The organism is Gibbsiella greigii (assembly GCF_039540155.1).
Lineage (GTDB): Bacteria > Pseudomonadota > Gammaproteobacteria > Enterobacterales > Enterobacteriaceae > Gibbsiella > Gibbsiella quercinecans.
This window is the reverse complement of record NZ_BAABEM010000020.1, coordinates 127,404-148,253: the sequence shown is the minus strand read 5'-3', so window position 1 is coordinate 148,253 and position 20,850 is coordinate 127,404. Positions and strand designations below refer to the sequence as shown.

Annotated in this window: 13 protein-coding genes and 1 pseudogene; 11 read left to right on the top strand and 3 right to left on the bottom strand. The window is 59.4% G+C overall.

What is annotated here, in order from left to right; genetic code table 11:
• Positions 1–160 precede the first annotated feature (160 nt).
• The 6 genes from AC559G_RS13665 to dppF all read left to right on the top strand — a co-directional run bounded on the left by AC559G_RS13665 (position 161) and on the right by dppF (position 7,541).
• Positions 161–736, top strand: a complete 576-nt coding sequence (locus tag AC559G_RS13665) for a YagU family protein (RefSeq protein WP_498912966.1) — start codon at positions 161–163, stop codon at positions 734–736.
• 1,147 nt (positions 737–1,883) lie between these two features.
• Positions 1,884–3,491 carry a dipeptide ABC transporter periplasmic-binding protein DppA gene (gene dppA / locus AC559G_RS13660; RefSeq protein WP_462614879.1) on the top strand — a complete coding sequence of 536 codons (1,608 nt, stop codon included), beginning with the start codon at positions 1,884–1,886 and terminating at the stop codon, positions 3,489–3,491.
• Between the two features lie 129 nt (positions 3,492–3,620).
• Positions 3,621–4,640: a dipeptide ABC transporter permease DppB gene (gene dppB, locus AC559G_RS13655; protein WP_462614880.1), complete on the top strand. Its 1,020-nt coding sequence runs from the start codon at positions 3,621–3,623 to the stop codon at positions 4,638–4,640.
• 11 nt (positions 4,641–4,651) lie between these two features.
• On the top strand, positions 4,652–5,554 hold the full coding sequence (dppC, locus tag AC559G_RS13650) for a dipeptide ABC transporter permease DppC (protein ID WP_095846401.1): 903 nt from the start codon (positions 4,652–4,654) through the stop codon (positions 5,552–5,554).
• Positions 5,555–5,568: 14 nt separating this feature from the next.
• Complete coding sequence (gene dppD / locus AC559G_RS13645; RefSeq protein ID WP_438598279.1) at positions 5,569–6,549, top strand: dipeptide ABC transporter ATP-binding protein; 981 nt, start codon at positions 5,569–5,571, stop codon at positions 6,547–6,549.
• Positions 6,546–7,541 (top strand): peptide ABC transporter ATP-binding protein, encoded by a 996-nt coding sequence (gene dppF, locus AC559G_RS13640; protein WP_498912882.1) that lies wholly within the window; start codon positions 6,546–6,548, stop codon positions 7,539–7,541. Before dppD ends, dppF begins: the two co-directional genes overlap by 4 nt.
• 102 nt (positions 7,542–7,643) lie before the next feature.
• Here the strand turns inward: dppF and bcsG are convergent, their stop codons facing one another.
• The 3 genes and pseudogenes from bcsG to bcsE all read right to left on the bottom strand — a co-directional run.
• Positions 7,644–9,293: a cellulose biosynthesis protein BcsG gene (gene bcsG / locus AC559G_RS13635; RefSeq protein ID WP_498912881.1), complete on the bottom strand. Its 1,650-nt coding sequence runs from the start codon at positions 9,291–9,293 to the stop codon at positions 7,644–7,646.
• Between the two features lie 3 nt (positions 9,294–9,296).
• Positions 9,297–9,479, bottom strand: coding sequence for a cellulose biosynthesis protein BcsF (gene bcsF, locus AC559G_RS13630; protein WP_498912965.1), 183 nt, complete (start codon positions 9,477–9,479; stop codon positions 9,297–9,299).
• A 25-nt stretch (positions 9,480–9,504) separates the two neighbouring features.
• Positions 9,505–10,950, bottom strand: a pseudogene (gene bcsE, locus AC559G_RS13625) (cellulose biosynthesis protein BcsE); the annotation flags it as partial.
• Between the two features lie 268 nt (positions 10,951–11,218).
• Here bcsE and bcsR point away from each other — a divergent pair.
• From bcsR to bcsC, 5 genes are all read left to right on the top strand, one after another.
• Entirely contained in the window at positions 11,219–11,407 is a 189-nt protein-coding gene (gene bcsR, locus AC559G_RS13620; RefSeq protein WP_121525458.1) for a cellulose biosynthesis protein BcsR, read from the top strand.
• A 3-nt stretch (positions 11,408–11,410) separates the two neighbouring features.
• Positions 11,411–12,142: a cellulose synthase operon protein YhjQ/BcsQ gene (gene bcsQ / locus AC559G_RS13615; RefSeq protein ID WP_498912880.1), complete on the top strand. Its 732-nt coding sequence runs from the start codon at positions 11,411–11,413 to the stop codon at positions 12,140–12,142.
• Positions 12,139–14,736 (top strand): UDP-forming cellulose synthase catalytic subunit, encoded by a 2,598-nt coding sequence (gene bcsA, locus AC559G_RS13610; RefSeq protein WP_498912879.1) that lies wholly within the window; start codon positions 12,139–12,141, stop codon positions 14,734–14,736. The genes bcsQ and bcsA overlap by 4 nt, the downstream gene beginning before the upstream one ends.
• Positions 14,737–14,854: 118 nt before the next feature.
• Positions 14,855–17,152, top strand: a complete 2,298-nt coding sequence (gene bcsB / locus AC559G_RS13605; RefSeq protein WP_498912878.1) for a cellulose biosynthesis cyclic di-GMP-binding regulatory protein BcsB — start codon at positions 14,855–14,857, stop codon at positions 17,150–17,152.
• Positions 17,153–17,157: 5 nt separating this feature from the next.
• Positions 17,158–20,628 carry a cellulose biosynthesis protein BcsC gene (bcsC, locus tag AC559G_RS13600; protein ID WP_498912877.1) on the top strand — a complete coding sequence of 1,157 codons (3,471 nt, stop codon included), beginning with the start codon at positions 17,158–17,160 and terminating at the stop codon, positions 20,626–20,628.
• Positions 20,629–20,850 lie beyond the last annotated feature (222 nt).

The window sequence follows — 20,850 nt, the reverse complement described above, 5'->3', positions numbered from 1 at the left end:
CGTTTACTCGCATGTTGACAATCGTGCCCATATCCAAAACAAAGCAATATATTGATTTTAAGTAAAATAGTTACTTAAAATGACCGCGTAAAGGCGTTTGTTGTTCCATTGTTCACCAAACTCCTGCATAACTCTTATTAAGGAAGATATCGCTGTGAAAATCTGGAATAAAATCAATATTGGCATACTTGTTTGGGCTACACTCATTGGTGGAGCCATCAGTTCATTGGTGAAATCGGGTACTGAGGTTAATATGCCGCCAAGAGTTACAGGAGAGATATCTCCCCCGGCTCTTAATATAGATGCCTGGCTTGGCGGATTAGGAATTAACTCTCATTCGCTGGACTATATTTATCAGGGCGTAACCATCCCAGGCGCGGTGATGCTTTATCACTGGCTTTTCAGTTTTGGGTTTGCTTTCTTGTATGTCCTCTTTGCAGCAGTTACCCCTAAAATAAGACTCTGGTATGGCGCTGCCTACGGCATTGTTATCACGCTTGTCATGCATGGTCTGCTCATTCCAGCCCTCGGCTTCCGGAATCCTGTATATCTTCACGGTAAAACCGGATGGCTTTGGGACCTCAATGGTTATGAGTTCTGGAGCGAGCTTATCGGTCATATTTGCTGGTCAGTGTCGATTGAAATCTGTCTCATCGCTGTGCTGGCTATTTTTTCGAAACCTCTCAGGGGAGCATGGGCGAATAAACGGCCAGACATGGAGAGCACTGTGCAGTGACAATCGGGCCGTCCTACGCCAGCGTAGTGGGGCGTTGTCTGCGTGAATTGACCTATTCCGGCTGACGTATGCCCTGACGGCCATGCAGAGAGTATAAGCGGCGGATTTTCGCCGGATCATTTTCAGTCCTACCTGTCATTTTCACGACAGTGCTGCAGTGGTTATGCAGCACTGTTGCAAATCCCAGGCTCGTGATAGTCCTTTCTGACATTGGTGCGCCGCATGAATGTATTCAACGGCTGGCACTCCATTCGCGCATCCTTTATGTGGGCGGTACATCGATATTGTTAATACGGCATCAGTTGCCGTGAATTCAATAAGATAAAGTGCTGGCAAATTCCGCGGCTGATGAATAACGATAACGCCCACATACCTACATACAGGTGCACGCAGTGTGTTTTGCAACAACAGTGGTTGCTGTCTATCTCGGGCTTAGAGGGGTTACTTTTCAGCAGGATAGACGCACAATCATCAGGGGAATATGCCTTCGTGGGATCCTCTTTTGTAGCACGTTATAACAGTATAACATGCCGATAACGATCTTTTTACAGTGAAAAGTTTTTTCACGCCGCACAGATTGTTGCGTTTTGTTGTTCAAATAACCATCAATCGTCAAGGCTCTTAACCGGCGATACAGTATTTCATCCTGTTTTTAGCAACTATTGTGAAATTTATCGAGTAAATATTCATCACTTAATCGGTGTATTTTTTTGTTTTTTATCGGTTTCAAATGTGGCGTTTGAATAATTTACCGGATAATAATTCTGATTTATGGCTTATATGCCTTATTTAAGTTCCGATTATGTTAATAATTGGTGTTTTTTATGTTTGTTTGTTGTTTCTCTCAAACCGCGTAAAACCCTACAGGTTATATTGACGCCACCCCAAACAGTTGGCAATTTGGTAGCCTCAGGGGTGAGTTGGGCGCATGCGGTTATGAGTTCCCGATGCGTAAATTTCCTATTGCGATGCGTGCCTGCCGGTGCGCATGTGCGATATCTCCCTTTCTTTGCTTTCAGGCGACCATCGTACTGGCCGTGTAATAAAAAATATAAGGCTGGGCGGTAATTAGCCGTGAGTTTTCACCGCTGCTGCAGTGGATCAGAACTCTCGGCTACACACACATCACACGAATGGGGCACTAACGATGACACGTTCCTTGGGTAAATTGGGAATTTTGAAATTCGGTATCGGGTTGGTTGCGCTGGCCGTTGCCGCCGGCGTGCAGGCAAAAACGTTGGTCTTCTGTTCAGAAGGCTCGCCGGAAGGGTTTAACCCGCAGTTGTTTACCACCAGTACCACCTACGATGCCAGCTCGGTGCCGATCTATAACCGCCTGCTGGAATTCAAGCTGGGCACCACGGAAGTGGAGCCTGGGCTGGCGGAAAGTTGGGAGGTGAGTGAAGACGGGAAAACCTATACTTTCCACCTGCGTAAAGGGGTGAAGTGGCAATCCAACAAAGACTTCAAACCGACCCGCGACTTCAATGCCGACGACGTATTGTATACCTTCGAGCGCCAGCTGGATCCGCAGCACCCTTACCATAAGGTGTCCGGCGGCAACTACGAATACTTCCTCGGCATGGGCATGCAGGATCTGATCGCCAAGATTGAGAAAGTGGATGATTACACCGTGCGCTTTAGCCTGAACCGGACGGAATCACCGTTCCTGGCCGATCTGGGGATGGACTTCGCCTCCGTCCTGTCGGCGGAATATGCCGACAACATGCTGAAAGCCGGCACGCCGGAAAAGGTCGATCTCAACCCAATCGGCACCGGCCCGTTCCAACTGCTGCAGTACCAGAAAGACTCGCGCATCCTCTACAAGGCGTTTGACGGCTACTGGGGCAGCAAACCGAAAATCGATCGCCTGGTGTTCTCTATCACGCCGGATGCCTCCGTGCGCTACGCCAAACTGCAGAAAAACGAATGCCAAGTGATGCCGTTCCCGAACCCGGCCGATCTGGCGCGCATGAAGCAGGATAAATCGATCACCGTGCTGGAAAAACCCGGCCTGAACGTGGGCTACGTGGCGTTCAACGTCGAGAAAAAACCGCTGGATAATGTGAAGGTGCGCCAGGCGCTGACCCTGGCGGTCAACAAGCAGGCGATTATCGAAGCGGTATACCAGGGGGCAGGCCAGCCGGCCAAGAACCTGATCCCGCCGACCATGTGGAGCTATAACAACGCGGTTCAGGATTACACCTACGATCCGGCCAAGGCGAAAGAACTGCTGAAGGAAGCCGGCTTGCCGGATGGCTTCTCCATCGATTTGTGGGCGATGCCGGTGCAGCGGCCGTATAACCCGAACGCCCGCCGCATGGCGGAAATGATCCAGTCCGACTGGGCGAAAATCGGCGTACAAGCCAAAATCGTCTCCTACGAGTGGGGTGAATACCTCAAGCGAGCTAAAGACGGCGAACATCAGACCGTGATGATGGGTTGGACCGGCGACAATGGGGATCCGGATAACTTCTTCGCCACCCTGTTTAGCTGCGCGGCGGCAAAAGACGGCTCCAACTATTCCCGCTGGTGCTACAAACCGTTTGAAGATCTGATTCAACCGGCCCGCGCCGAAGCCAACCATGACAAACGCGTCGCACTGTACCAACAGGCGCAGGTGGTGATGCACGATCAGGCACCGGCGCTGCTTGTCGCCCACTCCACCGTTTACGAGCCTGTGCGTAAAGAAGTGAAGGGCTACGTGGTGGATCCGCTTGGTAAGCATCACTTTGAGAGCGTTTCGTTGGATTAACCGCCAGGTTTGCCACGGCATCCAGCATGCCGGCGGCCTGTTCCCGTGAGAAGCGTTTCAAAGCGTGTGAGCATTAATAAGCCCGGCGGACGATGAGCCGCCGGGCATTTTATACAGAGAACCCGGAATATGCTGCAGTTCATACTCCGACGTTTGGGGTTAGTCATCCCAACGTTTATCGGCATTACGTTGCTGACCTTTGCCTTTGTCCACATGATCCCCGGCGATCCGGTCACCATTATGGCCGGCGAGCGCGGGATATCCGCCGAACGCCACGCCCAGGTGATGGCGGAAATGGGACTGGACAAGCCGCTTTATCAACAATATTTCACCTACGTCTCCCATGTGCTGCAAGGCGATCTGGGCACCTCGCTCAGAAGCCGCATCGCCGTGTGGGAAGAGTTCGTGCCGCGCTTTAAGGCCACGCTGGAGCTGGGCATCTGTGCGATGCTTTTCGCCATCCTGGTTGGCATCCCGGTTGGGGTGTTGGCGGCGGTAAAACGCGGTTCGATCTTCGATCATACCGCGGTCGGTATTTCACTGACCGGCTATTCAATGCCGATCTTCTGGTGGGGTATTATGCTGGTCATGCTGGTGTCGGTGCACCTTAACCTGACGCCGGTGTCGGGGCGCATCAGCGATACCGTGTTCCTGGACGACAGCTACCCGCTCACCGGCTTTATGCTCATCGACACGCTGTTCTGGGGCGAGCCGGGGGATTTTCAGGATGCGGTGATGCACATGATCCTGCCGGCGATAGTGCTGGGTACCATTCCGCTGGCGGTGATCGTGCGGATGACCCGTTCATCCATGCTGGAAGTGCTGGGGGAAGACTATATCCGCACCGCCCGCGCCAAGGGCGTGAGCCGCATGCGGGTGATCGTGGTGCATGCGCTGCGTAATGCTCTGCTGCCGGTGGTCACGGTGATCGGCCTGCAGGTGGGCACGCTGTTAGCGGGCGCCATTCTGACCGAAACCATTTTCTCCTGGCCGGGGTTAGGGCGCTGGCTGATTGATGCGTTGCAGCGCCGCGACTATCCGGTGGTGCAGGGGGGTGTGCTGTTGGTCGCCTGTATGATTATCCTGGTTAACCTGCTGGTAGACGTGCTCTACGGCGTGATTAACCCGCGCATTCGGCACAGAAAATAAGGGGCGCCACGATGACTCAAATCACTGAGCCGGCGGTTAACGCTGCGCCAACGCCGATGACCCCGCTGCAGGAGTTCTGGCACTATTTCAAACGCAATAAAGGGGCCGTGGTCGGCCTGGTCTATATCGTCCTGATGCTGGTGATTGCCATCGGCGCCGGGGTGCTGGCGCCGCATGCGCCGGCGGAGCAGTTCCGCGATGCATTGCTCAAACCGCCGGCCTGGCAGGAAGGCGGTAGCTGGAGCTACATTCTGGGAACGGACGACGTGGGCCGCGACGTGCTTTCGCGGCTGATGTTCGGCGCGCGCCTGTCGCTGTTGGTGGGCTGCCTGGTGGTGGTGCTCTCGCTGATTCTGGGCGTGATCTTCGGCCTGTTGGCGGGTTATTACGGCGGCGTGGTGGATGCCGCGATCATGCGCGTGGTCGATATCATGCTGGCGTTGCCCAGCCTGCTACTGGCGTTGGTGCTGGTGGCGATCTTCGGCCCGTCGATAGTCAATGCGTCGCTGGCGCTGACCTTTGTCGCCCTGCCGCACTATGTGCGTTTGACGCGTTCGGCGGTGCTGGTTGAGGTGAACCGCGACTATGTTACCGCTTCGCGGGTAGCCGGCGCCGGCGCGCTGCGCCAGATGTTTGTCAATATCCTGCCGAACTGCCTGGCGCCGCTGATCGTTCAGGCGTCTCTGGGGTTCTCTAACGCGATTCTGGATATGGCCGCGCTGGGCTTCCTGGGTATGGGCGCCCAGCCGCCGACGCCGGAGTGGGGCACCATGCTTTCCGATGTGCTGCAGTTTGCGCAAAGCGCCTGGTGGGTGGTGACCTTCCCCGGCGTGGCTATTTTGCTGACGGTACTGGCATTTAACCTGATGGGGGACGGCCTGCGCGATGCTCTCGACCCCAAACTCAAGCAGTAACCGAGGAACGGAACATGGCGTTATTGAATATAGACAAGCTATCGGTGCACTTCGGTGATGAAGGCACGCCGTTTCGAGCGGTAGACCGCATCAGCTACAGCGTGGATCGCGGGCAGGTGGTCGGCATCGTCGGTGAATCCGGCTCCGGTAAATCCGTCAGTTCGCTGGCGATCATGGGGCTGATTGATTACCCCGGTAAAGTCATGGCTGACAAGCTGGAGTTTGACGGCCAGGATTTGCGCAAGATCTCTGAAAAAGAGCGGCGCCAGTTGGTGGGCTCAGAAGTGGCGATGATTTTTCAGGACCCGATGACCAGCCTGAATCCGTGCTACACCGTGGGCTACCAGATCATGGAGGCGCTCAAGGTACACCAGGGCGGCAATCGCCGCACCCGGCGTAGCCGCGCGATCGATCTGCTGACCCAGGTCGGCATTCCCGATCCCGCCTCGCGGCTGGATGTGTATCCGCATCAACTTTCCGGCGGTATGAGCCAGCGCGTAATGATCGCCATGGCGATTGCCTGCCGGCCGAAGCTGTTGATCGCGGATGAGCCGACCACGGCGCTCGATGTGACCATCCAGGCGCAAATTATTGAACTGCTGCTGGAGCTGCAACAGCGTGAGAATATGGCGCTGCTGCTGATTACCCACGATTTGGCGCTGGTTTCCGAAGCGGCGCACCACATCATCGTGATGTACGCCGGGCAGGTGGTGGAATCCGGCAGCGCCGCGGATATTTTCAGCGCGCCGCGCCACCCCTACACGCAGGCGCTGTTGCGCGCGTTGCCCGAGTTCGCCGCCGATAAGGCACGCCTGGCCTCGCTGCCGGGCGTGGTGCCGGGCAAATACGACCGGCCAGGCGGGTGTTTGCTCAACCCGCGTTGCCCGTATGCCAACGCGCGCTGCCGCGCTGAAGAACCGGAACTGCGCAGCATTACCGGCCGTCTGGTTAAATGTCACACACCGCTTGATGATGCGGGGAGGCCAACGTTATGAGCCAACATCACCCTTTATTGCAGGCGATAGACCTGAAAAAGCACTATCCGGTGAAGACGGGGCTGTTTGCCCCCGAGCGGCTGGTAAAAGCGCTGGATGGGGTTTCCTTTACCCTGGAACGCGGTAAAACGCTGGCGGTAGTAGGGGAATCCGGCTGCGGCAAATCCACGCTCGGCCGTTTGCTGACCATGATTGAAACCCCAACCGGTGGGGAGCTGTACTATCAGGGGCAGGATTTATTGAAGCCGGACATCACGGCGGAGAAGCTGCGGCGGCAGAAGATCCAGATCGTGTTCCAGAATCCTTATGGATCGCTCAACCCACGCAAGAAAATCGGCCAGATCCTTGAAGAGCCGCTGTTGATCAACACCTCGCAGAGTGCGGCGGCGCGGCGCGAAAAGGCGCTGGCGATGATGGCGAAAGTGGGCCTGAAAACGGAACACTACGACCGCTATCCGCATATGTTTTCCGGCGGCCAGCGCCAGCGTATCGCGATTGCGCGTGGGCTGATGCTGAACCCGGACGTGGTGATCGCCGATGAGCCGGTTTCCGCGCTCGACGTTTCGGTGCGGGCGCAGGTGCTGAACCTGATGATGGATTTGCAGCAGGAGCTGGGGCTGTCTTATGTGTTCATTTCACACGATCTGTCGGTGGTGGAGCACATTGCGGACGAGGTGATGGTGATGTACCTGGGCCGTTGCGTCGAGAAAGGCAGCAAAGAGGCGATTTTCAGCAACCCGCGCCACCCGTATACGCAGGCGTTGCTGTCTGCTACGCCCCGCCTGAACCCGGCGTTACGCCGTGAGCGCATCAAACTGACCGGTGAGCTGCCCAGCCCGCTGAACCCGCCGCCGGGCTGTGCGTTCAATGCCCGCTGCCGCCGGGCTTTTGGCGCCTGTACGCAGCAGCCGCCGCAACTGCGGGCGTATGGCGATCAGCAGGTGGCCTGTTTTGCCGTCGATCAGGATGAAGCGGCTGTACAAGAGGCATAAATCAACGCTTCGCTGAAGGGGCGGCGAAGAAGGCAAGCCGCCCTGTTGGTCTCGCCGCTATCGGCCACCCGTGGCCGATAGCGTTCTGCCGCGACGTGGGGATTACAACGGATACGGCACCCAGTCGCCGCCCTTCAGGCGAATATAATTTTTATCTTGATACTGCATCATGATCGCGTTTTCGTTTTCAGACACCACCGCGGTTTGCGGCAGCCCCTGCGTCAGGGTTTGCCAGTCAACGCTCGGTGCGGAAAAGATCTTGCCGTCCACCAATCGTGAAACCAGCTCCGACAGCGCCAGGAAACTGCTCTGCGTCTTCACATGCCACGGGCTGCCGGTATGCGCGGCCTGCGAGCCGATAACCTTGATGCCCACCGGAATGTGGGTAATGCTCGGGCTTGGAATATCGCGCAGGCCCGACATCTGAATCTTGTCGCCGGCCAACGCCGCGCCGTGTTCCGGTATGATCACCACCACCACTTTGCGGCCGGATTTTTCCAACTCGTCAAGGAAGGTGTTCAACTGATCCAGCAGTTGCTGGGCGCGCGGCTGATAGTCGGCGCTTTTATTACTGCCAACCAGCCGGTTGCCGTCATGCAACGGAATAATGTTAAAGAAGGTGGCGCTGCGTGGCGCATTGTTCTTGTTCTGCTGGGCCAGCCAGTTTCTCAACAGCGCCAAATCGTTGAGGATCGGCTCGCCGTCAAACGAGGTCATCTCGTGGCCGATACCGGCCTGCGACATCAGCGGCGCCTGCATATCCCCCTGTTCGCGGATCTCTTTCAGGTAGTGGCCGAACTCGCCGGAGTGATCCAGCATCAGCTGTTCCTTGAAGCCCAGTTTGGCAAGGTTGCTGAACAGATAACACTGCGGATCGGCCGGCCGGTACAGATCGGTATGCGAAGGTTGCCCGCAGCTGGCGCGCAGCAGCCGGATGGAAGCCGGGTTGCTGTAGGAGGTCGCCGAGTTGAAGTTGTCGAAGATGACGTCCATTTTGGCCCACAGCGGATGGTGCTCCAGCTTCACTTCGTCCAGATCGGCCCAGGCCAGGGAACAGATGTTGATCATCAGCAGGTCGAAGGGTTGGGCATCCGCCGGCAGCGCGGCCGGGAAGGCCGTCATACGCTTTTTCTCCTGGCTGTAGAACTGTTCCAGATAGGCGCTCAGGTTGGCGTTGGTCGGCGGCCCATTGGCGGCCGTGGGGCTGGTGTCGGCCGCGGCGGTCGGCGCGGGGGCATTGGCGATAGGGGCTGCCACGGTGCTGGCCGGCGTCAGGGAAAACGCCGGGCCGCCGATCGCCAGCAGGTTGAGCCAGGCCAACGCCGCGACGGTAAATACCGTTACGCGTATCCATTGCGATAAAAACAGATAGGCCACCAGCAACACGAAGGCGGCGCCCACCATCTGCCAGTTGATAAAGCGGTTAATCAGCTCCAGCAGATATGCCGCGCTGAAGCTGGTCACCTGTGAGCCCTGGCTGAGGATACTGCTGAGGCCGGGCAGCCAGGTATCGTGATAGAACAGCGCGATGCCGATAGGGATCGCAATCATGTGGCGCCAGCGGTGCAGCCGCAATGCTGGGATCGGCATCAGCAGGAATGCCATAAACACCAGGTTCGGCAGCGGATGAAAATTGAGGTAGCCAAACCACAGCAGGGCGAACTTGGCCAGAAAGTAGTAGTTCCAGCCGCCGAGGCCGCGCCAGTAGCGCCATGGCGCATTGGCGCTCGGCGTTATTTTTTTCTCACTCATGGTCTATTTTTTATGTTTTATGTGGTGTGAAGAACCTTCGCATACCCATAACCCAGCGGATTTCAAATAACGCGGTGATAAAAACAGGTTCAGCCAGTATTGCCGCCAATGGGGAAAACGCCGGTGGAACGCGTATCCGAGCGGGATAAAAATCAGTGCGAACAGGATGGCCAGTTGCACNGGCAGGGAAAACGGGCAGCGCCGTTTTCCCTGCCTGAGTGGCGGGCTGAGCATGACTCAACGCTTTGATTTCAGAGATAATATCCGTATCCTGATACCATACTTTGCGGTTGCTGAATGCTTCATCCACCGGCAGGCGGAAGATATGCTGCAAGGCCGTTTCCAGATCGTTAATGCGGCAGGTGGAGAGATACAGCACCAGTTGGCCCTGGATGATGGTCATCACATCCCCAAACCGGCGCAGGTGGCATAGGGTCATCGCCTGTTCGGCATGTAGCCCGGGCGCCGGGCGCAATGCCACCATCACCCCTTTGCCGTTTTCAGGCAACAGTGTGTTTTCCATCAGCTTCAGCACCGTGTCGGTGAAGTCGCCCGGCCGCATGTAGCCCTTCACCTGCAGCGGCCGTAGGCCGGCCAGCAGGATATCAATGTCCTCCGGCACGTGGCGCGGGAAGCGTTGGCCCTGCACGCCTTCCAGCATGGTCAGGAAACGCGAGAGCGGGGCCAGGTGCGGCACAATCAAATTGGCGCCGCAGGCCAGCAGCAGCCGCTCGTCGCTGTAGCGCAGGCTGGGCTTCATTTCACGCACCACGATCTTCATGTTGTCGCCGCGCAGCCGGCGCAGGTTGTGGATATGATAGGCCAGCGTTTCTATTTGCTCGGTGTGGGCCAGCGAAAAAATCAGCGTGGCGGCAAGCTGCAGCATCCCGTGTTGGGCCAGTTGCGTATTGTTGTCAAACAGGCGCCAACTGCGGGAGAGCGGCGGGGCGCCCTCCAGAATACCGATTTCCGCCAGGTACTCTTCTTCATCGTTGCGGCCCGAGGCGGCTGCAAGTGGCCTGCCATGCTCTTCAAACGGCTGCCAACCCAGTTCACCGGGGACAAGCGTCAGTAATTGGTTGGCGTTGATGCTTTTTGGCGTGCTCCACCAGTTCACCAGATATTGCGCGCTGTCCTGCTGCCATTGCAGGTGGGCCAGGCCGCTTAGGATCTGGTGGGCGGTGCCAAGCTGGTCGCGCAGCCGGCTTACCCCATTGCCATGGCTGAGGATCAGCAGCGTGCAGTGCCGGCGGCGCAGCCAGTGGCGCAGGTCATCGGCCCAGGTGTGCAACTCTTGGGTAGTAAAGGTTTGCCATTGGCTGGCGTGGACAAACAGAATCAGCAGGCGGCGGCTGGGGTTTAGGGCGCGCATCAGATCGTCAGGCAGGGAGAGCAGCGCCGCTTTTTTCTCCGGCAGCGTATAGAGCGGCAGTTTTTTCAACGCGGGCGCTTTGATCCCGGCCATTAACTTTTCTGGTTTGCTGCCGCAGCAAATTAATGCTGCCCGGCTGTCTTCCTGCTGGGCGGCGATAACTTGTTGGCAGAACAGCTGTGCGTCGGATTGGCGGTTGCTGTTGACCCAGTAAAAGCCGGGGGACTGCATCACTGAAAGATCTTCCCAAACTTGTCGAAGACCTAACGAAAAGGATTGTGCCATAAGATTTTTATCTACTTTCTTTAAAATTCGCCGCCCAGATATCAATAACCGGTTCAATGGCGCCAAACGGTGCGTACAGCGCCAAATTAGCCCTGAACTCCCCGCTAATCGGGGGCTGGATAATGATGGCGTTTGGCCTTCAATGACGTTTGTCGATTTTGATAATAGCAAAAATCCTAGTGAATAAAGTAATATGAGTTAAGAATTATCTTATCTATTATTTATTGTTTATAGTGAACCGTATTAGCCCTTTTTTTAAGGCTGTGAAATGACGCATCCATTATCCCACTCCGCCAATACGCTGGCGGAGGCACGGGACGACTTACAGGCATTAAGCCAGACATTTGCATTGCCGCCGTTGAATTACATCGATATATCGAGCCAGGAACGCTTAACGCAAATGATGAATAACTGGCCGTTACTGGCCGAGTTGGCGCAGGACGCCGGGAGCCATTAGCGTATGCCGGTTATTGCGTTACAGGGAATTCGAGGTGGTATTGGTACCACATCGGTAACGGCTGCGCTGGCGTGGGCGCTACGGCAACTGGGGGAATCCGTGCTGGTGATTGATTTTTCACCGGATAACCTATTGCGCCTGCATTTTAATACGCCGCTGGCGCTGGCGCGCGGCTGGGCTCGCGCACAGCTTGACGGCGAAGACTGGCGGCAAGCCGCGCTGCGTTATTGCGAAGGGTTGGATTTTCTGCCGTTCGGCCAGCTTACCGAACAGGAAACCAGCGAGGTATGCCGGCAGAACCCGGAGCAATCACCGGCGTGGCCCTTGCGCCTGGCCGAGCTGAAGGCTGCCGGCCGGTACCGCTGGATTTTGCTGGATATTCCCGCCGGCAACGATGTGCAGGCGCTGCTGCCACTCGCCGACAGCGTGTTTGTGCTGCTCAACCCGGATGCCAACAGCCATGTGCGCCTGCACCGGCATACCCCGTTACCGCATAGCCATTTTCTGATTAACCGTTATTCCTCCGCCAGCCAGATACAGCAGGATCTACACCAGCTTTGGTTGAATACGTTGCCCGCCCTGTTGCCGGTGGTGATCCATCGCGATGAAGCGCTGGCCGAAGCGTTACTGATGAAACAACCGCTGGGAGAATACCGCCCGGAGAGCCTGGCCGCCGATGAGGTGCTGACGCTGGCCAACTGGTGCCTGCTGCATCTGAACAAGGCTGCCTTATGAGCCGGGTACTGTCGCTGATTCTGGTGCCGCCGGTGCAACGCGTGATCCAGGCGCGTTACCGCGCCTATCGCCAACAGGGCGCCGCGGCGTTGGTGGCCTTCTTCGCCACGTTGCTGGCGGCGCTCGGCTGGTGTTTCCTGCGCCTCGAATCCCCCAGTTGGCAACGTATCCGCGCGAGCCGGCGCTACTGGTTCCCGCATATTACGCCGGGCCGGCCGCGGTTTGGCGACAGCTTGCGCTATTTGTTGCAGGGGCTGTGGCTGCTGGTGTTGCGCAACGAACGCATCGCCGCCCCGCGTGCGCCTTTCGCCGGCTGGCAACGGTTGCAACGTGATTATGCCCGCCTGCTGGCGGCGATTCCCCAACGGCTGCACGCCAGCGGCATCGGGCCGGGCTCCAACGCCCGATTGAACCGGCTGCCCCCGGCGGTACGTAAGGCCTTGTATATCGTCGTCGGCATCGTTATGGGGCTGTTGGCGCTGTTGTGTATCTCGCAACCGTTTGATTTAGTGGCGCAGTTTGTCTTTGTGCTGCTGCTGTGGGCGGTGGCCATGGTAGTGCGCCGCGTGCCGGGGCGCCTGCCGGTGCTGATGCTGATTGTGCTGTCGCTGACGGTTTCTTGCCGCTACCTGTGGTGGCGCTATACCGCCACGCTGAACTGGGACGATCCGCTTAGCCTGGTTTGCGGCCTGCTATTGCTGGTGGCGGAAACCTACGCCTGGGTGGTGCTGATCCTGGGCTACTTCCAGACGGTATGGCCGCTTAATCGCCAGCCAGTGTCGCTGCTGGCCGATCGCGGCAACTGGCCGAGCGTCGATCTGATGGTGCCCACCTACAATGAAGATCTGGGGGTGGTTAAACCCACCATTTATGCGGCGTTGGGCATCGACTGGCCGAAAGACAAACTGACCATTTACATCCTGGACGACGGTAACCGCCCGGAATTCCGAGCGTTTGCCGAAGAAGTCGGGGTGCGGTACATTGCGCGCCCAACCCATGAGCATGCCAAGGCCGGCAATATCAACAATGCGCTGAAACAGGCCAGCGGCGAGTTTGTCACCATCTTCGACTGTGACCACGTGCCAACGCGCTCCTTCCTGCAACTGACCATGGGCTGGTTCTTCAAGGATAAAAAACTGGCGATGTTGCAGACGCCGCACCACTTTTTCTCGCCGGACCCGTTTGAGCGCAACTTGGGGCGCTTTCGCCGCGCGCCCAACGAGGGCACGCTGTTTTACGGCCTGGTACAGGACGGCAACGATATGTGGGACGCCACGTTCTTCTGCGGCTCCTGCGCCATCCTGCGGCGCAGCGCGCTGGATGAAATCGGCGGTATTGCGGTGGAAACCGTTACTGAAGACGCCCATACCTCGCTCCGGTTGCACCGGCTTGGCTACCGTTCGGCGTATATTCGCATTCCCCAGGCGGCCGGCCTGGCGACTGAAAGCCTGTCGGCGCACATTGGCCAACGTATCCGCTGGGCGCGGGGCATGGTGCAGATCTTCCGGCTGGATAATCCGTTGTTTGGCAAGGGGCTCGCCTTTGCCCAGCGCGTTTGTTACGCCAACGCCATGCTGCACTTCTTGTCGGGTATCCCGCGTTTGATTTTCCTGATTGCGCCTTTGGCGTTTCTGCTGCTGCATGCCTATATCATCTGGGCGCCGGCGCTGGCGATCGCGCTGTACGTGTTGCCGCACATGGTGCATTCCAGCCTGACCAACTCGCGCATTCAGGGCAAATACCGCCACTCGTTCTGGAGTGAGATCTACGAAACCGTCCTGGCATGGTATATCGCGCGGCCGACCACCGTGGCGCTGCTCAACCCGCACAAGGGGAAATTCAACGTTACCGCCAAAGGGGGCCTGGTTGAAAACGAGCACGTCGATTGGGTGATCACGCGCCCCTATCTATTCCTGGTGCTATTGAACCTGGCCGGCCTGGGGTTTGGCATCTGGCGCCTGTTTAACGGGCCGGCGGATGAGGTGATGACGGTGCTCATCAGCCTGGTTTGGGTGCTGTACAACATGATTATCCTTGGCGGGGCGATGGCCGTGGCGGTGGAGAGCAAGCAGATGCGCCAGTCGCACCGTGTCGAGATAGCCATGCCGGCGGCCGTGGCCCGCGCCGACGGGCACCTGTTCCCGTGTACCCTGCGTGATTACTCCGACGGCGGCGTGGGGGTGGAGATGCGGGTGGCGGATCGGCTGCAACCGGGCGACCAGGTGCAACTGCTGCTTAAACGCGGCCAACAGGAATTCAGTTTCCCACTGGTAGTGACGCGCGCCTTCGGGTACAAGGTCGGGATGCGTATGCTCGCGCTTTCTACCCGGCAACATATTGATTTTATCCAATGTACCTTTGCCCGCGCGGACACCTGGGCGCTGTGGCAGGACGGTTTCCCCGAAGACAAGCCGATTGAGAGCCTGCGCGATGTGCTGATGCTGGGGTTCCGCGGCTATCAACGGATGACTGACTACGCGCCGCCGTTGGTGCGTAACGTGTTGGGCAGTTGCCTGCACTTTCTGATGTGGGTGCTATCGCTGTTCCCCCATGGTGTGGGGCAGCAACGCACGGCCAGCGCCAGAATACCGTAGTAACCGGCTATCCCTCTCGGCCAGAGTGGGATGGCGCCAAACATCGCAGCGCTGGGGCTGTGACCATACCTGTTTGCTCGTAGTCAGTGAGTGAGCTTTAACATTGATGATGATACCGATGGTGAAAAAAACAACCTGGTTTAACGCCTTGCTCATAAGCTTGTGCTCGTTGCCTTTGGCTGCGCAAAGCGCGCCAGCCGCCAGTCTGCCGCAGGCCGGCGCCCTTAGCGTTTTACCTGTCGAATCTAACGTGCCGCCGGCCCCGGCCCCGGCCGCGCCGGTGCGCGATGTGCGGCTGCCCTTTAGCCAAATTAGCACGCTGCCGGGCGCATTTGTGCTGCGCGGCACCCACCCGGATGGGCATCTGGAGTTTGGCGTGCGCAGCGATGAGGTGGTCTCCCTGGCGACGCTGGATATCGAATATACGCCGTCGCCGGCGCTGATCCCGGTGGAGTCGCACGTTAAGGTCTATTTGAACGACGAGCTGATGGGGGTCACCACCCTGACCCGCGAGATGCTCGGCAAGCCGAACCGGATCCAGATGGCGATCGATCCGCGCTACATCACGGACTTCAACCGCGTCAGGCTGGAGTTTATCGGCCACTATCAGAGCCTGTGTGAAAACCCGGCCAATGCTTCGCTGTGGCTGGACGTCAGCAAATCCAGCGCCCTTGATCTGCGTTTCCAGGCGCTGCCGCTGAAGGACGATCTGTCCTATTTCCCGGAGCCGTTCTTTGATCAACGCGACAACCGGCCGCTTTCATTGCCGGTGGTGTTCGCCGGCCAGCCGGACCTTGCCCAGCAGCGCGCCGCCGGTATCTTGGCTTCGTGGTTCGGCAGCCAGGCGCAGTGGCGCGGGCAGTCGTTCCCGGTGCTGTTTAACCGCCTGCCGGCGCAGCATGCGGTGGTGTTCGCCACCAACGCCCAGCGCCCGGATTTCCTGCGTGATTACCCGCCGGTTAATCAGCCGACGGTCGCGATGATCAATCACCCGGATAACCCGTATGTGAAACTGCTGTTGGTGCTGGGGCGCGACGATAACGATCTGATCACCGCGGTGAAGGGCATTGCGCAGGGCGATATTTTGTTGCGCGGCCAGGCGGTGACGGTGGATAACGTGGCGCAACTGGCGCCGCGCCAGCCATATGATGCGCCGAACTGGGTACGTACCGATCGGCCAATGACATTCGATGAGCTGCAGCAGTATGCCGGGCAGTTGCAGACCAGCGGCGTGCAGCCGAACCCGATCGGCCTGTCGCTTAATCTGCCGCCCGATCTGTTTCTGCTGCGCAGCAATGGCATTGATATGCGGTTGAAATACCGCTATACCGCGCCGCGGTTGCAGGATGGATCGCGCCTGAATATCAGCCTGAACAACCAGTTCCTGCAGGCGTTTGCGCTGGTGCCGGAGCGTGAACAGGGCACGCAGCTGCTGCGGTTGCCACTGAACCAGGAACCGTTTGACGCTGACCGCTCGCTGAGCATCCCGGCATTGAACCTGGGCCTGACCAACCAGCTGCGTTTTGACTTCGATTACACCACGCTGCTGGCCAGCGGGGCCGAAGGGCGCTGTGAAACTTACTCGTTTACGAAAAATAATGCGGTGATCGACGGCAGTTCCACCATCGATTTTTCCGGGTATCGCCACTTTATCGCCATGCCGGATCTGCATGCTTTTGCCGGGGCCAGTTTCCCGTTCAGCCGCCTGGCGGATCTGTCGCAAACGCTGGTGCTGGTGAGCCCGCACGCCCAGCCGGCGCAAATCAGCGCCTTGCTCAACGTGTTAGGCAACATCGGCGCACAGACCGGCTACCCGGCGCTGGCGGTGACGCTGAGCGATGATTGGGCGCAGGCGAAACAGCACGATGCCGATATTTTAATGATCGGCGCGCTGCCGGCCGAGCTGCGGGATGAGAAAAAGGCCAACCTGCTGTTGGAGGCGACCCGCAGCTGGATTACCCAGCCGCAGCGCCAGGTGCCGTTGCCGATCGGCCCCGTGCGGGCTGAGGACGCCAGGGCGGACAGCAGAACCGCCATCGGTTCTGACGGCGCGATGGCCGCTATCGTCGGCATGCAGTCGCCGTTTGATAAACAGCGCAGCATTGTCGCCCTGTTGGCGGACAGCCCGCGCGGCTACGCGCTGCTCAACGGCGCGATGCTGGACAGCGGCAAACGCAACGCGGTGTTTGGCTCGGTGGCGGTGATCCGTGAATCCGGCGTGAAAAGCCTGCGCGTCGGCGATGTTTACTATGTCGGGCACCTGCCCTGGTGGGAGTGGATATGGCATGCGTTGGCCACCCACCCGGTGTGGCTGGCGTTGATCGCGGTGGTAGTGGTAGTGGGCTTTGGGCTGTTGTTATGGCGCGGCCTGAAGGCCTTTAGCCGCCGCCGCTTATCCCCAGAAGACCGGGATTAAGCGCCATGGCGCATTTCAGCATCAGGGAATGGCTGTTGCCGTTGGGGTTGTTGGCGTTGTTGCCCGCTGCGCAGGCGGCGCCCACGGTCGCGCCCGAACAATGGCTGCTTGAGCAGGTGCGCATCGGCGAAGCCGGCTACAAGCATGAGCTGGTGCAGCAGTCGTTGCACCGGCTGGAGCTTATCGATCCTGACAACCCGGAGGTGATTGCCGCCCGGGTGCGCCTGGCGCTGAGCCAGGGGGATGCGGCCTTGGCGCAGCAGCAGTTGGCAAGGCTTAAAGCGGTGGCGCCGCAGTCTGCTGCTTATCGGCAGGCGGTGCTGAACCTGCGGTTGGTTCAGCCGGCTATGCGGCAGAAGCTACAACAGGCGCGCCTGCTGGCTACGGCAGGGCGCTTGCCCGAGGCCAAGGCCGCCTATGACGAACTGTTTGGCGGCGAACCGCCAACGCTCGATCTGGCGGTGGAGTATTGGCGTTTCGTCGCCCGCTTGCCGGGGCAAACGCCATTGGCGATCGGCAAGCTGCAGGCGCTGGATCGGCAGTATCCCGGCAATGTGCAGGCGCGTATCGTGTTGGCACGCCTGTTCTTTAGCCAGCAGCAGGATGAGCTGGGTTTTGCCGTTTTGCGCCAGATCGCCGTCGATCCGCTGGGGCGTAATGAGGCGGCCGATCTGTGGCTGGAGCGGATCCGGCGTATGCCGGTCAGCCCCGCCAGCACCGCGGCCTATACGCGCTTCCTCGCCGTGTTTGAACAAGGCATTCAGGCCGCCAGCGCGCGGCAAGAGCTGGCGCGCCAGCAGGCGATGCTGGCCGATCCGGCCTTCCAGGCGCGGCTCCGTGGGCTGGCGCTGATTGACCAGGGCAGCAGCCACAGCGCTATGCCTGATCTGCAAAAGGCCCTGGCCGCCATGCCGGACGATTCGGCGCTGTTGGGCGCGCTCGGGCAGGCCTATGCGCGCATCGGCAACCGCCAGCGGGCGCTGGAGCTGTTCAGGCAGGCGTTGGCCGCCGACCAAAGCGGTGATTTCAAGCATAAATGGCAGAGCCTGATCAAGAGCACAGGTTACTGGCTGGCGATCAATGAGGGCAACCAGGCATTGGCCGCCAACGATCTGGCGCGTGCGCAGCGGCAGTTCCAGCAGGCGCGCCAGATCGACGGTACGGACGCTTTTGCCCTGGTGGGCTTGGGCGATGTGGCCGTGAAGCGCCACGATGATGCGGCGGCCGAGCGCTATTACCAGCAGGCGCTGCGGCTTACGCCCGGCAACGATAGCGCGGTGCGCGCGCTGGTGGCGCTCTATCAGCGCCGTTCGCCACAGCAGGCGATCGCCTATATCGACAGCCTGCCGCGTGCCGAGCAACAGCGTTTGCGCAGTACGCTCGACGGCCTGCGGCTGGGCATATTGCGCCAAGAGGCCGATGCGCTGGCGGCGCAGCAACAGTGGCGCCAGGCGGCGGAAAAGTATCGCCTGGCGTTACAGCTTGACCATAACGATGCCTGGCTGACCTATCGCTATGCACAAACGCTGCGCCAGCTTGGCCAGCCGGCGCGGGCTGACGCCGTGTTCCTGCAATTGGTCCGGCAACGGCCGGTCGTTCCTGCGCGGGTGTATGCCTATGCGCTCTATCTTTCCAGCAGCGAACGCGAGCAGCAGGCGCTGGCGCAGTTGTACACGCTACCGCAGGCGCAGTGGGATGACGGGATGCGCGCCCTGGCGCAGCGGCTGAACCTGCAACTGCGCATCGCGCATGCCGAGCGGCTGCGCGCCGCCGGTGATGAGGCTGGCGCTATCGCCTACCTGCGGCAACAGCCGGCGGACCGCCGTATCGACCTGCTGCTGGCGGACTGGGCTTTGGCGCGTGGCGAATACGCAGCGGCGCTGGCCAGTTATCAGCGCGTGCTGACGCATGAGCCGGACAACGCGGATGCCCGGCTGGGCGAAGTCGAGGCCTATGTCGCCGCCGGCCGGCAGGAGATGGCGCGCCAACGGCTGCAGGCGCTGCCGGCGCAGAAAACGGCCACGTTGAATAGCCAGCGCCGCGTCGCCAACGCCTGGCGAGCCGTGGGCGATCTCGATCGGGCCGCCGGGCTGTTCACCCCGCTGAAAGCGGCCGCGCAACAACAGCCGCCGGGGCAAGACACGGCGCTGGTTTACCGCGACACCGCCCTGTTGGAACGTGAACGTGGGCAACCGGCGCAGGCGCAGCAGGATTTCCAACAGGCGATGGTCGCCAGCGGCATTACGCCGGCCGTGCCGCAGGATAACGCGCATTACACGGCGCTGACGCGCAATGCCCCGACCGATGACTGGCTAAAACGCGGCATCCGTGCCGACGCGGCGGACCTTTACCGCCAGCAGGATATTAACGTTACGCTCGGCCACGATTACTGGGGCTCCAGCGGCACCGGGGGCATTTCTGATTACCAGGCCCATGACACCATGCTGCAGGTGGACATGCCGCTGGATGACGGCCGCGCCTTTTTCCGCACTGATACCGTCAGCCTGGACGCCGGCCGTTTTACCACCATAAACGGGCAGTACTCGGAGACGTTCGGCACCTGTGCCACGGTGAACTGTAGCCGTGGGGTGCACCAGAAAACCACCGGCACCAGCGTGGCAGCCGGCTGGAAAAACGCGGCCTGGGCGGCGGATCTCGGCACCACGCCGATGGGATTTGAGGTGGTTGATTGGGTCGGCGGGCTGTCGTACAGCGGCGACTGGCGCCAGATGGGCTGGACGCTGCTGGCTTCGCGCCGGCCGATCTCCAGTTCGCTGCTGGCCTTTGGCGGCGCGCGCGATCCGAACACCGGCACCACCTGGGGCGGGGTGCGCGCCACCGGCGTCAGCCTGAGCGCCAGCTACGATCGCGGCGGTGCGCACGGCGTTTGGGCCGATCTCGGCGCCCATCAACTGACCGGCAAAAACGTGGAGGATAACCTGCGTGAGCGCCTGATGGCCGGCTATTACTACAAGCTGATTAACGAAGACAATCGGCGGGCCACCGTCGGCCTCAATACCATGATGTGGCACTACCAGCGGGATTTGAGCGGTTATTCGCTCGGCCAGGGCGGTTATTACAGCCCGCAGCGCTATATTTCGCTGGGGCTGCCGGTTAATTACCGCCAACGCACTGAAAATTGGTCATTCGAACTGGGCGGCTCGCTCTCGGTTTCCTATTCGAAAACCCAGAACCAGCGGCGTTATCCGCTGCAAGGGCTGGTGCCGGCATCGCTGACAGACCGGCTGACGGTGGAGGAAGGCAGCGCGTCTTCCGGCATCGGTTATACGCTGCGCGCGGTCGTCGAGCGGCGCCTGACCAGCCACTGGGCGCTGGGCGCCGGGGTGGATATCCAGCAGGCCAAAGACTATGCCCCAAGCCATGCGTTGCTGTATTTACGCTATTCATGGGCGGGCTGGCAGGGCGATCTTGATTTGCCGCCGCAGCCGCTGACCCCTTACGCGGACTTTAAATAGCATTCGCTTCCTGCGCCGGCGAAGAACGCCGCCGGCGCATACCGGGCTACGCAAAGCGCGAGATTCAGCGTGTCGCCTCTCAGGTATTTTGTTAATCTGCTTAGGAAAAGACTGAAACCCGCTTTTTATTACTTTGGCTACGGGCCTGGCACGGTAAAAAGCACGGGCAATCGCGTATACTTAGGCGGTGTCCCGCCATCGATCGCGGCGCCGTTGTAGCCC